The 13,724-nt window shown below is 70.0% G+C and carries 13 protein-coding genes; 6 read left to right on the forward strand and 7 right to left on the reverse strand.

From position 1 onward, the window contains the following. Position 1 precedes the first annotated feature (1 nt). Genes F9C12_RS40150 through F9C12_RS40165 form a run of 4 tightly spaced genes read right to left on the reverse strand, consistent with a single transcriptional unit; the run spans position 2 to position 4,054 of the window. Positions 2-1,075, reverse strand: coding sequence for an acyl-CoA dehydrogenase family protein (locus F9C12_RS40150; protein ID WP_409463922.1), 1,074 nt, complete (start codon positions 1,073-1,075; stop codon positions 2-4). Then, entirely contained in the window at positions 1,075-2,028 is a 954-nt protein-coding gene (locus F9C12_RS40155) for an acyl-CoA dehydrogenase family protein (protein ID WP_409463923.1), read from the reverse strand. Before F9C12_RS40155 ends, F9C12_RS40150 begins: the two co-directional genes overlap by 1 nt. Continuing rightward, entirely contained in the window at positions 2,025-3,179 is a 1,155-nt protein-coding gene (locus tag F9C12_RS40160) for an acyl-CoA dehydrogenase family protein (protein ID WP_409463924.1), read from the reverse strand. Before F9C12_RS40160 ends, F9C12_RS40155 begins: the two co-directional genes overlap by 4 nt. Then, positions 3,176-4,054, reverse strand: a complete 879-nt coding sequence (locus F9C12_RS40165) for an enoyl-CoA hydratase (protein WP_409463925.1) — start codon at positions 4,052-4,054, stop codon at positions 3,176-3,178. Before F9C12_RS40165 ends, F9C12_RS40160 begins: the two co-directional genes overlap by 4 nt. 96 nt (positions 4,055-4,150) lie before the next feature. Here F9C12_RS40165 and F9C12_RS40170 point away from each other — a divergent pair, with 96 nt between their 5' ends. Genes F9C12_RS40170 through F9C12_RS40180 form a run of 3 tightly spaced genes read left to right on the forward strand, consistent with a single transcriptional unit; the run spans position 4,151 to position 7,295 of the window. Continuing rightward, positions 4,151-5,329: an acyl-CoA dehydrogenase family protein gene (locus F9C12_RS40170; protein ID WP_409179529.1), complete on the forward strand. Its 1,179-nt coding sequence runs from the start codon at positions 4,151-4,153 to the stop codon at positions 5,327-5,329. Then, the gene (locus F9C12_RS40175; RefSeq protein WP_409463926.1) at positions 5,326-6,126 is read left to right on the forward strand and encodes an SDR family oxidoreductase; all 801 of its coding nucleotides are present in this window, start codon (positions 5,326-5,328) and stop codon (positions 6,124-6,126) included. Before F9C12_RS40170 ends, F9C12_RS40175 begins: the two co-directional genes overlap by 4 nt. A 17-nt stretch (positions 6,127-6,143) precedes the next feature. After that, on the forward strand, positions 6,144-7,295 hold the full coding sequence (locus tag F9C12_RS40180; protein WP_409179531.1) for an acetyl-CoA C-acetyltransferase: 1,152 nt from the start codon (positions 6,144-6,146) through the stop codon (positions 7,293-7,295). 173 nt (positions 7,296-7,468) lie between these two features. Here F9C12_RS40180 and F9C12_RS40185 read toward each other — a convergent pair whose 3' ends face one another. Further along, positions 7,469-8,527 carry an NAD(P)H-dependent flavin oxidoreductase gene (locus F9C12_RS40185; RefSeq protein ID WP_409463927.1) on the reverse strand — a complete coding sequence of 353 codons (1,059 nt, stop codon included), beginning with the start codon at positions 8,525-8,527 and terminating at the stop codon, positions 7,469-7,471. Between the two features lie 17 nt (positions 8,528-8,544). After that, positions 8,545-9,303, reverse strand: a complete 759-nt coding sequence (locus F9C12_RS40190; protein ID WP_409463928.1) for an enoyl-CoA hydratase family protein — start codon at positions 9,301-9,303, stop codon at positions 8,545-8,547. An 88-nt stretch (positions 9,304-9,391) separates the two neighbouring features. On the opposite strand from F9C12_RS40190, the gene F9C12_RS40195 reads away from it, so the two are divergent. Genes F9C12_RS40195 through F9C12_RS40205 form a run of 3 tightly spaced genes read left to right on the forward strand, consistent with a single transcriptional unit; the run spans position 9,392 to position 12,722 of the window. Then, positions 9,392-10,300, forward strand: coding sequence for an SDR family oxidoreductase (locus F9C12_RS40195; RefSeq protein WP_409179534.1), 909 nt, complete (start codon positions 9,392-9,394; stop codon positions 10,298-10,300). Beyond that, positions 10,297-11,082 (forward strand): MaoC/PaaZ C-terminal domain-containing protein, encoded by a 786-nt coding sequence (locus tag F9C12_RS40200; RefSeq protein ID WP_409463929.1) that lies wholly within the window; start codon positions 10,297-10,299, stop codon positions 11,080-11,082. Before F9C12_RS40195 ends, F9C12_RS40200 begins: the two co-directional genes overlap by 4 nt. A gap of 23 nt (positions 11,083-11,105) precedes the next feature. Then, positions 11,106-12,722, forward strand: coding sequence for a class I adenylate-forming enzyme family protein (locus tag F9C12_RS40205; protein ID WP_409463930.1), 1,617 nt, complete (start codon positions 11,106-11,108; stop codon positions 12,720-12,722). Between the two features lie 251 nt (positions 12,723-12,973). Here the strand turns inward: F9C12_RS40205 and F9C12_RS40210 are convergent, their stop codons facing one another. After that, entirely contained in the window at positions 12,974-13,579 is a 606-nt protein-coding gene (locus tag F9C12_RS40210) for a TetR/AcrR family transcriptional regulator (RefSeq protein WP_409179537.1), read from the reverse strand. Positions 13,580-13,724 lie beyond the last annotated feature (145 nt).

Genomic DNA, 13,724 nt, shown 5'->3' on the forward strand with positions numbered 1-13,724 from the left:
CTCAGGCGGGCACCGCGCGGCCGCCCGCCAGCAGCCGGGCCCGGTGCTCGCGGGCGTCGCCGAAAAGCTGCGCGAGTGCGTGCGCTCGTTTGAAATACAGCTGGGCGTCGTGTTCCCAGGTGATCGCGATCCCGCCGTGCAGCTGGACGGTTTCGGCCGCTACCGCGCTGAAAGCCTCGCTGCACCAGGATTTCGCGTACGCCGCCTGCTGGACGAGATCGGTGCCGTTGCCGGCCGCGAACCCGGCCGCCCACGAGATCGAACGAGCGGTTTCGACCTGCACCAGCATGTCCGCGACCCGGTGCTTCAACGCCTGGAACGAACCGAGCGGACGGCCGAACTGTTCGCGTTCCTTGAGATGCGCGACGGTTCGGTCCAAACAGGACTGTGCGCCGCCGACTTGCAGTGCGGTGCAAGCGATCGCGGCGATCGCGTGCAACCGGGGGAGCGCTTCGGTGAAGTCGGCGGCGAGCAAAGTCGCCGGGGTGTCGCGGAATTCGGTCTTGGCGAACCTGAGCGTCTGGTCGACCGCCGGGGTCGCCTCGGCCGTCGCGTCGGTCTGGAACAGTGCGGGGTGTCCGTCTGCCATCGCGACCACCAGCAGGTGCGACGCCTGCGCGCCGTCCAGCACCAGCGTCGCGGTGCCGTTCAGGGTGCCGCCCGAGGCGACCACGTCCGAACCGTCGGTCCGATGCCGTCCGGCACCGTCTGCCCACGCCAGCGCGACGACCTCGCCCGCCGCGATTTCGGGGAGCAGCTCGGGCGCGTCCGCCGCCAATAATGCTTGTGCGGCAAGCACTCCCGAGCCCAGCAGCGGGGAAGGCGTCAGGCTCGCGCCCAGTTCCTCCAGCACGACATGCGTTTCGAACAGGCTGAACCCGGCCCCGCCGTACTCCTCGGGAATGGCCAGCGCCGCGACGCCGATCTGCTCGCACAACGCGGACCACAGCTCCGTGTCATACCCGGACGGCGAGTCGATCGCCGCCCGCAGGTCGGTCTTCGCGGCCCGCCGGGTGACGAGCCCGCGGACGGCGGCCGCGAGATCCCGCTGCTCGTCGGTCAGCGCGAAGTGCATCAGCGGCCCCTCATCAGGCTTTCCAGCACCCGCGCGCGGTGCACGGCGGGCGTGCCCCAGCAACCCACGAGTGCCCGGACGCGCAACAACCACAGGCTCAGGTCGCATTCGAGCGTGTAACCGATCGCGCCGTGCAACTGCAGTCCGGTGCGCGCGGCGAGCTGGGCCGCGTCCGAGGCTGCCACCTTCGCCGCCGAGACCGAGCGGGCGTTCGGTTCGCGGGCGGCACCGAGCAGCAGCGGGCGGGCGAAGTCGAGCGCCACCCGGACGTCCGCGACGGCGTGCTTGAGCGCCTGGTACTCGCCGATCACGCGGCCGAACTGCCGTCGCTGCCCCAGATATGCCACGGTGTCGGCCAGCATCCGCTCGCCGCAGCCCAGCAACTCAGCGGCACAGGCGAGGCTGGCGAGATCGAGCGCTTTTTGCCGTGTTTCGGGAGAAAGCGGCTGAACCTCGGCCGCGGCGGTCACCTCGAACAGGTGCCGCGAAGGATCGACCGACTGCAGCGAGCGGCCGATTTCCGCCCGGGCCAGCGCGTCGCCGACCACGAAGACGTCCGTCGCGACATCAGCATCCAGCGCGTACGGAGTGTCCGGCGCGCTCGCGAAGGTCACCACCGCGTCCCCGGATGCCAGCGAGGACAGCAGCGACGCGTCGGTGAGCAGCGCGGGCGCGGCGGCGACCGATTCGATCAGCGGACCCGGCACGCCGTGATATCCCAGCCGCTCGAAGGCCACGAGCAGATCGACCGGAGTCCCGCCCACCCCGCCGTGTTCCTCGGGCACGGCGAGCGCGGTGACGCCCAGTTCGGCGAGCTGTTTCCACAGCAGCAGCCCGGATTCCGGCCGCTTGGCCGCCCAGGACCGGTTGACGCCGGGGACGTCGGCCGCGCCCAGCAGGGCGTCCAGCGCTTCGGCGAACGCGCGCTGTTCGGCGGACAGCCGGAACTTCATGCCTGTGCCTTCCCGCGTTCGCCGCGGGGGAGGCCGAGCAGCCGTTCCGCGACGATGTTGCGCTGGATTTCGTTGGTGCCGGCGTAGATCGGGCCGCCGAGGGCGAACAGGTAGTCCTCGGTCCAGCGCCCGCGCAGCTCCTGCTCCGGGCCGAGCAGGTCCAGCGCCGTTTCGTGGATGCCGAGGTCGAGGCCGGTCCAGAACAGCTTGTTCACGCTGCCCGCCGCGCCGACGTCGCCGCCGTTCTGGACGTGGTCGACGGTGTCCCAGGTGTAGAGCCGGTAGGCCTCGGCCTTGATCCACGCGTCGGCCACGCGGTCGCGCAGGTGCGGCGCTTCGGCCCCGCGTTCGGCCCAGAGGTCCAGCAGCCGGTCCGCCGCCGCGAGGAACCGGCCCGGCGAACGCAGCGACAGGCCGCGTTCGTTGCCCGCCGTGCTCATCGCGACCCGCCAGCCGTCGCCGACGCCGCCGAGGACGTCCTGGTCAGGCACGAAGACGTCGTCGAAGAAGATCTCGGCGAACCCGCAGTCGCCGTCGAGCTGGGCGATCGGCCGGACGGTGACGCCGGCGGCATCGAGCGGGAACAGGAAGTAGGTGAGGCCGCGGTGCCGTTCGGCTTCGGGATCGGAGCGGAACAGGCCGAACCCCCAGTCCGCGAAGGGCGCGCGGGAACTCCAGATCTTCTGTCCAGTGAGGACCCAGCCGCCGCGGTCGGCGTCGCGGACGGCCGTGCTGCGGATCCCGGCGAGGTCGCTGCCCGCCTCGGGTTCGGACCAGGCCTGAGCCCAGATCCGGGTGCCGTTCGCGGTCGCCGGCAGGTGCCGGTGGCGCTGCTCGTCGGTGCCGTGCTCGAAGATGATCGGGGCCAGCAGCGAAATGCCGTTCTGGGCGATCCGGGTCGGCGCGCCGCTGAGGTAGTACTCCTCCTCGAACAGCACCCATTCGGTCAACGTCGCGTCGCGGCCGCCGTACTCGGCGGGCCAGGTGACCACGGACCACCGGCCCTCGGCCAGTTTCGCTTCCCATTCGCGGTGCGCGCGGGCCCCGTCTTCGGTGTCCATCGACGGCAGCGGGCCAGGGCTGTTCTCCGCCAGCCAGGCGCGCGCCTCCGCGCGGAACTCCTCTTCCGCGGCGGTGAATTCCGGGCTCATGACTCTCCCGCGGCCTTCTTGTTGGCCTTCGCCATCGAACGCGCGTCGAGCCCGGCGAGCGAATCGGCGTCCAGCTCCGCGTTGTGCGCGTGCGCGGCGTGGTGCAGGCCGAACACGGAGTCCATTCCGGACCGCATGCCCATCAGGTCTTCGGCCTGGTTGACCGCTTTCTTCGTGAGCGCGAGGCCCAATTGCGGCATCTGCGCGATCCGCTCGGCGATCGCGAACGTCGCCTCTTCGAGTTCGGCGCGCGGCACGACGTGGTTGACCATGCCGAGCGCCTGCGCGCGGCCGGCCTCGAAGCGGTCGCCGGTGAAGAGGAATTCCTTCGCCGCGCGCGGGTTCATCACCCACGGATGCGCGAAGTACTCGACGCCCGGGATGCCCATCCGGACGACCGGATCGGAGAAGAACGCGTCGTCGGAGGCCACGATGAAGTCGCACGACCACGCGAGCATCAGCCCGCCCGCGATGCACGCGCCCTGCACCATCGCGATCATCGGCTTCGGGATCTCCCGCCACCGCCGGCACATGCCGAGGTAGACCTCCGATTCGCGGGCGAACCGGGAATCGACGCCCGCCCGGTCGGTGTGGTCCCACCAGAGGACCGCTTTGCGCTCGAAGCTCTGGTCGGCGTCACGGCCGGGGGTGCCGATGTCGTGCCCGGCGCAGAAGTGCTTGCCGTTGCCCGCCAGCACGATCGCCTTGACGTGCGGGTCGTCCACCGCCTTGGCGAACGCGGCGTCGAGCGCGTAGGTCATCTTCGAGTTCTGCGCGTTGCGGTACCGCGGCCGGTTCAGCGCGACGACCGCGACCGGACCGCGCACCTCGTACGTCACGACCTGCTCGTCGGTGCTTTGCTCGGTTCCGCTCAACGCGCATCACTCCCTCTCGGTTCGGCGGCGATGCTACCAAACAAGTGCTTGGTTTGGTAGCGTGGCCGGACCGGCGCCGGCGGACCAGGAGGACGGGTGGATCTTCGCTACACCCCCGAGGACGAGCAGTTCCGTGCCGAGGTGCGCGAGTGGTTGCGAGACCACCTCGCGGGCGAGTTCGCCGCGCTGAAGGGCCTCGGCGGATCCGGGCGCGAGCACGAGGCGCCGCGGGAACGGCAGGCGTGGAACCAGCATCTGGCCGCGCACGGCTGGACGTGCCTCGGCTGGCCGGTCGAATACGGCGGGCGCGGGCTGAGCCTGGTGCGGCAGATGATCTTCCACGAGGAGTACGCGCGGGCGAACGCCCCGGCGCGGGTGAACCACCTGGGCGAGGAGCTGCTCGGGCCCACGTTGATCGCGCACGGCACGGACGAGCAGCGGCGGCGGTTCCTGCCGGGGATCGCCGCGGTTACCGAGCTGTGGTGCCAGGGCTATTCCGAACCGGGCGCGGGGTCGGATCTGGCCGGGGTGCGCACGCGGGCCCGGCTGGAGGACGGCGAATGGGTGATCGACGGGCAGAAGATCTGGACGTCGCTCGCTCAGCACGCGCAGTGGTGCTTCGCGGTGGTGCGGACGGAGCCGGGGTCGCGACGGCACGCCGGGCTGTCGTACTTGCTGGTGCCGATGGACCAGCCCGGGGTCGAGGTGCGGCCGATCCGCCAGCTGACCGGGACCAGCGAGTTCAACGAGGTGTTCTTCGACGGGGCCCGGACCTCGGAGTCGCTGGTGGTCGGCGCGCCCGGGGACGGGTGGCGGGTCGCGATGGCGACGCTCGGGTTCGAGCGCGGGGTGTCGACTGTCGGCCAGCAGGTCGGGTTCGCCCGGGAGCTGGCCGGCGTGGTCGCTGCCGCGCGGGCGAACGGACGGTATGACGATCCGGTGGTGCGGGATCGGCTGGCGCGGGCCGCGGTCGGCCTCGAGGTGCTGCGGGTGCACGCGCTGCGGACTTTGAGCGCGTACGAGGCGGGTTCGCAGGGGCCGGAGGCGTCGGTGTCGAAGCTGTTGTGGGCTCGGTGGCATCGGGAACTGGGGGAATTGGCGATGGAGGTCCGCGGCGGTTCCGCGTTGACCGCGACCGGTTCCTATGAGCTGGACGCGCAGCAGACGCTTTTCTTGTTCAGCCGGGCCGACACCATTTACGGCGGTTCGGACGAAATCCAGCGCAATATCATTGCCGAGCGGGTGCTCGGCCTGCCGAGGGAGCCGCGACCGTGAGTGATAAACCGGAACAGCCCGCGCCCGATTACGTGCCGGGACACGGGTTGCTCGCCGAACGCGTGGTCGTCGTGACCGCGGCGGCGGGCGCGGGAATTGGCGCGGCTGTCGCCCGGCGCTGTTTGGAAGAGGGCGCACGGGCGGTCGTGCTCGGGGATACGCACGAGCGGCGGCTTGCCGAGGCGAATTCCAAACTGGGCGCGGAATTCGGCGCCGAGCGGGTCAGTTCGGTGGTGTGCGATGTGACCAAGGAAGAACAGGTCGCTTCTTTGCTCGACGCGGCCGAGCCGTTCGGCGGGGTCGAAGTCATGGTGAACAACGCCGGCCTCGGGGGTACGGCTTCGATCACCGAGATGACCGACGAGCAGTGGTCGCTGGTGCTGGATGTGACGCTCACCGGGACTTTTCGGTGCATTCGGGCGGCTTCCCGGCGGATGATCGCGCGCGGGCGCGGCGGGGTGATCGTGAACAACGCTTCGGTGATCGGCTGGCGGGCGCAGGAGGGGCAGGCGCATTACGCGGCGGCCAAGGCCGGGGTGATGGCGCTGACCCGGTCCGCGGCGATGGATCTGGCTTCCGCCGGGATCCGGGTGAACGCGGTGTCGCCGAGTCTGGCGATGCATCCGTTCCTGGAGAAGGTGACCACCGCTGAGCTGCTTGCCGAATTGAAGGGGCGCGAGGCGTTCGGCCGCGCCGCGGAGCCGTGGGAAGTCGCCAATGTGATGGTGTTTCTCGCTAGTGCTTATTCGTCGTATCTCACGGGCGAAGTCGTCTCGGTGAGCAGTCAGCATCCCTGATCCGGCAGGAGGATTTCGTGCCTGAGGCATATGTGATCGACGCGGTTCGCACTCCGGTGGGACGGCGGGGCGGTGCGCTCGCGGGAGTGCATTCGGCTGATCTCGGCGCGCATGCGATTCGTGCGCTCGTCGAGCGGACCGGGATCGATCCGGGTGCGGTCGACGACGTCGTGTTCGGGTGTTGCGACACTATTGGCTCGCAGGCTGGGGATGTCGCCCGGACTGCCTGGCTGGTGGCTGGATATCCGGATCACGTTCCTGGGGTGACTGTCGATCGGCAGTGCGGGTCCAGTCAGCAGGCGGTGCACTTCGCGGCGCAGGGGGTGCTGTCCGGGACCGCGGATCTGATCGTGGCCGGGGGAGTGCAGAATATGTCCGCTATTCCGATTTCTTCGGCGATGGTGGTGGGGCAGCAGTTCGGGTTCAGCACGCCGTTCGCGGAGTCGCCCGGGTGGGTGGCCCGGTATGGAGAGCAGGAAGTGTCGCAATTCCGGTCGGCTCGGATGATTGCGGAGAAGTGGGGGCTTTCCCGGTCGTCCCTGGAAGAATTCGCTTACGAGAGCCATCGGCGGGCGTTGGCGGCTATCGACGAAGGCCGGTTTTCGCGGGAGATCTCGCCGGTGGGTGCGTTCGCCGTGGACGAGGGGCCTCGGCGGGATACCACCTTGGAGAAGATGGCTGGGCTCAAGCCGCTGGAAGAAGGCAGTCCGCTTACTGCCGCGGTGGCTTCGCAGATCAGCGATGGGGCTGGCGCTTTGCTGATCGCTTCGGAGCGGGCGGTTTCGGAGCACGGGTTGACGCCGCGGGCTCGGGTGCATCACATCAGCGTGTACGGGGCGGATCCGGTGTGGATGTTGACTGCGCCTATTCCGGCTACGCAGCGGGCGCTGGAGAAGACTGGGATGTCCGTGGGGGACATCGATCTTTTTGAGTGCAATGAGGCGTTCGCGCCGGTGGTGCTGGCTTGGATGCGGGAGATCGGAGTGCCGCACGAGAAGGTCAATGTCAATGGGGGCGGGATCGCGCTGGGGCATCCTCTCGGGGCTACCGGGGCGCGGTTGATGACTACTTTGCTGCATGAATTAGAACGGAGTGGGGGGCGGTTCGGGTTGCAGGTCATGTGCGAGGGCGGGGGGCAGGCGAATGTGACTGTGCTTGAGCGGCTTTAGGGTGCGGTTTCGTTCGGGTCGGCTTGTGCGGTGGGGGCACCCCGAAGCTCGAGGCTGACTACGGCGCTGGGGTGCTTGTCAGGGCGGGAAAGATGCCCCAGCGCCGTGTTGCGGCTTCGTGTCGGGGTGCGGGGGTTGGGTGCACCGGTGCGGTTGCGCGGGCGGACCTCGGCTCAGTCCAGCAGGGCGCTGGTGGCTTTCAACCGCTCCTGGGCGCTCTCCACGATCCGGGTCACCAGTTCCGCGCAGCTCGGCAGGTCTTCGATGACGCCGACTACCTGTCCGGCGGCCAGCATCCCGGCCTTGGTGTCGCCTTCCACCAAACCCGCTTTGAGCAGCATGGGGGTGTTGGCGGCCAGCATCGTTTGCGTCCACGAGCGGTCGCTGCCGCGTTTCATGCGGAGGCCGTCGGCGAGCAAGGAGGGCCAGGACTGGCCGCTCAATCGCTTGAAGTCCATCGTGCGGCGCAGGGTGCGGGCCATGCGCCGCGCGGAGCCCTCCTTCGTGAGGCCCTCGATGAACGGCGTGCGCAGCAGGCGGTGCGGCATGCCGTCGGCTTGGGTGGTGACGACGGTGCCGTCCAGGCCGAAGCTGAGGTAGGTGCGTTTGATCTCGTCCGGCACCGCGCTGTCGCTGGTGAGCAGGAACCGCGTGCCCATGCCGATGCCTGCCGCGCCGTAGGACAGGGCGGCGGCTAGTCCGCGGCCGTCGAAGAAACCACCAGCGGCGACAACTGGGATATCAACCGCGTCCAGTACAGATGGCAGCAGCAGGGTGGTGGCCGTCGGACCGGTGTGGCCGCCGCCTTCGCCGCCTTGCATCATCACCAGGTCGGCACCCCACGAGGCGACCTTTTCGGCGTGCCGGGCGGCGCCGACGGTGGGCATCACGACCAGGCCGTGGTCTTTCAGCCGCGCGATCAGGTCTTTTTTGGGCGCCAGAGCGAAAGATGCCACCTTCACGCCGTGATGTATCAGCAGCTCGGCGCGTTCGGTGGCGTCGCCCGCGTCGGCGCGCAGGTTGACGCCGAAAGGCTGGTTCGTGCGCTGTTTGACTTCTTGGATGGCGTGGTCGAGTTCGTCGTAGGTCATCGTCGCGGAGGCGAGGATGCCCAGGGCGCCGGCGTTGGCGGTCGCGGATACCAGGCGCGGGCCGGCGACCCAGCCCATGCCGGTCTGCACGATCGGGTGGGCGACGCCGGTCAGCTCGGTGAGCGGGGTGCGGAGAGGCACGGGTCTCCTCGGGAAGGTCAGTCGTTCAGCGGGCGGCCGGTCGTGACGAAGGCGTCGCGGTGTTCGTCGGCGGCTCCGATGAGGTTGAGTTCGAAGGTGTAGCCCTGTTCGTACCGGTAGCTGCGGTTGACGTCGATCGGGTCGATCCCGTTGAGCGCGGCTTTGGCGGCCCGGATCACGCGCGGGTCCTTGGCGGCTACCTCGGCGGCCAGGGCGAGCGCCGCGTCGTGCAGGTCGGCGGCGGGCACGGTTTCCAGCACCGAACCGTGCTGTACCAGGTCGTTCGCCGTGATGGTGCGGCTGGTGAAGTACAGCGTGCGCATCAGGTGCTGGGGGACCAGCCGGGCGAGGTGCGTGGCCGCGCCCAGGGCGCCGCGGTCGACCTCGGGAACGCCGAAGTACGCGTCGTCGGCGGCGATGATCGTGTCGCAGTTGCCGACCAGCCCGACGCCGCCGCCCAGGCAGAAACCGTTCACCGCGGCGATCACCGGCACGGCGCATTCGTAGATCGCTTTGAACGCCAGGTAACAGCCGCGGTTCGCGCCGACGAGGGCGTCGAAACCGGTGGTGCGCTGCATTTCCTTGATGTCGACGCCGGCGTTGAAGCCCCGGCCCTCGGCGCGGAGCAGGACGACGCGCACCGCCGGGTCCTCGCCCGCCTCCCGGACCGTTTCGGCGAGGCGGAACCATCCGGCGACCGGCAGGGCGTTCACCGGCGGGTAGTCCATGGTGACCACGAAGGTGCCGTTGTCGTGGAGCTGCGTCGAAATCGTCACGTGCGTTCCTAACCTAGCGATTGCTTGGTAGCCTAACAGTTGCTTGGTTTACGGGGAACCTCCTCGCCGGCCGACGGACGGAGACGATGTGAGCGGGATCTTGGAGGGCCGGGTCGCGATCGTGACCGGGGCAGGACGCGGGCTCGGCCGCGAGCACGCGCTGGAACTCGCCCGGCAGGGCGCGCGGGTGGTGGTGAACGACCTCGGCACGTCGGGCGCGGGCGAAGGCGCGTCCGACGGTCCGGCTGGCGAAGTGGTCGAAGCGATCCGCGCGCTGGGCGGCGAAGCGGTGGCCAACGGCGCGGACGTCGCGGACTTCGCGGCGACGGAAGCGTTGGTACAGCAGGCGATCGATGCGTTCGGCGGGCTCGACATCGTCGTCAACAACGCCGGGTTCGTGCGCGACCGGATGATCGTGACGACCAGCGAGCAGGAGTGGGACGCGGTCGTCGCGGTGCACCTCAAGGGACACTTCGCGTTGATGCACCACGCCGCCGGTTACTGGCGCGCGGAGGCGAAAGCCGGGCGAACGCGGGCCGCGCGGATTGTCAACACCACCTCCGGCGCGGGGCTGCAGGGCAGCGTCGGCCAGGGCAGCTACAGCGCCGCCAAGGCCGGGATCGCCGCGTTGACGCTGGTCGGAGCCGCGGAACTCGGCCGGTACGGGATCACGGTGAACGCGCTCGCCCCGGCCGCGCGCACCCGGATGACCGAGGGCCCGTTCGCGGCGCGGATGGCCGCGCCGGAAGGCGGGTTCGACGCCATGCACCCGGGCAACGTGTCGCCGATCGTCGCGTGGCTGGCCAGCGAGGACGCCGCGGACGTGACCGGCCGCGTGATCGAGGTCGAGGGCGGCCGGATCTGCGTGGAAAACGGCTGGAGCCACGGCCCGTCCCGCGAACTCGACCGGCGCTGGACCGCCGCCGAGGTCGGCCCGGCGGTGCGCGAGCTGCTCAACGAAGCGCCCAAGCCCGAACCGGTTTACGGGGCGCAGTGAGCAGCCCCGCGGACTGGAAAGGCCGGGTTCTCGGCGAGCGCACCGTCGGCTACCGCGACCGCGACCCGATTCTTTACGCGCTCGCCGTCGGCGCCCGGCCGGACGAACTCGACTTGGTCTTCGAGGACCGGTTGCGGGTGCTGCCGGCGTTCGCGTTGACGCTCGCCCAATGGGCCCCGGACGCCCTCGGTTCGGCCGGGGCGTTCGAGGTCGGCACCGCGGTGCACGGCTCGCAACGGCTGGAAGTGGTGCGGCCATTGCCGCCGGCCGGGGAGATTTCCATGCGGGCCCGGGTTCCGGAGGTGTGGGACAAAGGCAGCGCGGCGGTGTATGAGGTGGCCGTCGAATCGGACTACTTCGTCGCGACGTGGTCGTTGTTCTGTCCCGGCATCGGCGGTTTCGGCGGCGAACGCGGCCCGGGCCGTCCGTCCGCCGTGGACAGTCCAGAGTGGACTGCTCCACTGTCCACAGCGGACAATCAAGCGCTGCTCTACCGGCTGCTGGGGGACCGGCACCACATCCACGTCGACCCCGCGGCAGCGGCCGGGATCGGCCAGCCGCGCCCGATCCTGCACGGCCTGGCCACCCTCGGCGCGGGCGCGCTGGTCGCCGCCCGGCAGGTCGGCGCGCATCCGGCGGACCTGAGATATCTGGAAGGCCGGTTTGCCGCACCAGTGTTCCCGGGCGAACAGCTGCAGGTCGACGGCTGGTCCGACGGCGGCCTGCGGATCAGGTCGGACCGCGGTCCGGTGGTCGACGGCGGTCGGGTCCGCTTCGGATAAATGACCACGACGGGAGGCGACCGATGACCGAGCGGGACGACATCATCGCGCGGCTGACCGCGCCGGGCGCGCAGTTCGAGATCCGGGCGGAGCCGGTGGCGGGCCGTCCGGCGAAAGTGTTCGCGCGGCGGCATCGGTGCCTGACCGAATTGCTGGAGGCCTCGCGTGCGTTCGGCGATCGCGAGTATCTGGTCACTGTGGACAGCCGGCTCACTTTTTCCCAGCATTACCGCCAAGTCGCGGCGCTCGCTTCGGTGCTGCGGACCGAGTACGGAGTCGGGCGCGGGGACCGGGTCGGATTGTGCGCGGCGAACTGTCCGGAGTGGATAGTCGCGTTCTGGGCGGCGGTGGCGCTCGGCGCGATCGCGGTCGGGATGAACTCGATGTGGGCCGCGCCGGAGGTCGCCCACGGCGTCGACCTGACCACGCCGAAGGTCGTGCTGACCGACGCGGCCCGGAAACCGCTGGTCCCGGACCGGTATCCGGTGCTGGAATTCGGCAGCCCGGAATACCGGGAACTCCTCGGCCGCCACGAAGACGCGCAGCTGCGGCCGGAGCCGGTCGACGAGGACGACCCGGCCGTCGTCCTGTTCACGAGCGGCACCTCCGGCCGTCCGAAGGGGGCGACGCATTCGCACCGCAACGTGCTCGCCGCGGTCTGGTTTCACCTTTTCAACGACGCTCTGGCGGCGGAATTCGGCCGTCCGGCGCGGGACCGCCGATTCCTGCTGGCCACCCCGTTGTTCCACATCGCCGCCTTGCACAACCTCGCGGTCGTGCGGCTCGCGGTGGGCGACACCGCCGTGCTGTACCAAGGGAAATTCGACATCCACCGCGTGCTGGACCTCGTGCAGGCCGAGCGGATCACCAACTGGGGCGCGGTGCCGACGATGCTGTCCCGCCTGGTCGAGACCGATCTTTCCGGGTACGACCTCAGCTCGCTCAAGACGGTTTCGGTCAGCAGCGCGCCGTCGACCGCCGAGCTGAAGGCCCGGCTGCGGGACGCGCTTCCCGGCGCGGCCGCCTCGCTGAGCACGAACTACGGCCTGACCGAGTCGTCCACCGCGGCCACCCTCGCCACCCCCGCCGAACTCGTCGCCGACCCGGACACCTCGGGCCGTCCCGTGCCGAACATGGAAGTGCAGATCCGCGACCCCGAAGGCCGCCCGGTCCCGGACGGCACCGACGGCGAGATCCACCTCCGCGGCCCCCAGGTGATGCTCGGCTACTACAACGACCCGGCCGCGACGGCCGCCGCGTTCACCGAGGACGGCTGGTTCCGGACCGGCGACCTCGGCCGGCTGCGCGACGGTGCGCTGTTCGTGCGGAGCAGGCGCAGCGACCTGATCCTGCGCGGGGCGGAGAACGTTTATCCGGCGGAGGTGGAAGAACAGCTCGCCGGGCACCCCGGAGTCGCCGAATGCACCGTGGCCGGACTGCCCGACGCGGACTACGGCCAGATCGTCGCCGCGAAGGTCGTGGTGCGCCCCGGGTCCGAAGTGGACGCGGACGAGCTGCGGGACTATCTCGGCGACCGGCTCGCCCGGTACAAGGTCCCGACGGCCTGGTTCCTGACCCGGGATCCGCTGCCGCGCAACGCGACGGGCAAGGTGGTCCGGCGGCTGGTGCGGTGGGAGTAGCAGGCCGGGAGCGGTGGTTCCGGCGAGAACCGGAGCGGACACTCGCGAGCCGTCCGCCCGCGAGGTGCTCGACCTGGAGCACCGGGTACCGGCGCTGCCGCGAGAGCCAGCAGCTGCGCCCGGTCCGCGGACGTTTGCACATGGCGGCGGTGATTCTCACTGAGGATGGCGTCGTCAACGCAGTGGATTACGCCGGATTCCTTGCCGCGCAACCGGATCTCGGTACGAAATGCGTCTGGCCTCCCCGAGGATCACTGAGGCGGAAGCCCCTGCGCGATCCCGGCGAACACCTCGCGCAGCGTCGCCGGAACGGACTTCTCCAGGCTCTCGTCCAGAAACCGGTTCAGCACCGCGGTCATCGCGGCGATCGCGACGTCGGACACCAGCTGCGGGTACAGTTCGCCGACCCGGGTGCCGGTGCGGTCGGCGATCGCCTTGACCAGGTCGCGGGTGTCCACGCGGGCCAATGCGGTGCGCATCTCCGGCGTGGCGCTCCACGCCTGCACCGCGCTGAGCTGGTCGGAGGCCGGCTGCCCGTACGGCACCCCGTCGGCGCGCAGCGGTTCGATGAGCGCTTCGGCGAGCGCGGTCCACAGCGGTTCTTCCGGCGGGCGCTGCCGCAGCAGTTCCGCGCTGAGCCGGATCCGGTGTTCCTGCCGGTAGGCGACCGCGTCGTACTTCGTGGCGAAGTAGTTGCTGAACGTCCGGAGCGACACCCCGGCGCGTTCCGCGATGTCCTCGCGCACGACGTTGTCTGGACCTCTCTCGTACATCAGCGCCACGGCGGCGTCGCTCAGCGCTTTGCGCGTGTCGAGCTTCTTGCGTTCTCGCAAGCCGAGCGGTCGTTGGTCAGCCATGCCGACCACGGTATCCAATTGCCCGCCGCATTCGCCGGGCCGACCGGTTTCGTTATGGACGGGCGCCGCGCGGGAACTGTTCGACGGCGGTGGCCAGGAGGCCGTCGAGCAATTCCGGCGGAACGCGGTCGCCGTTGGCCGGCGT

This window comes from Amycolatopsis sp. GA6-003 (assembly GCF_046267895.1).
GTDB lineage: Bacteria > Actinomycetota > Actinomycetes > Mycobacteriales > Pseudonocardiaceae > Amycolatopsis.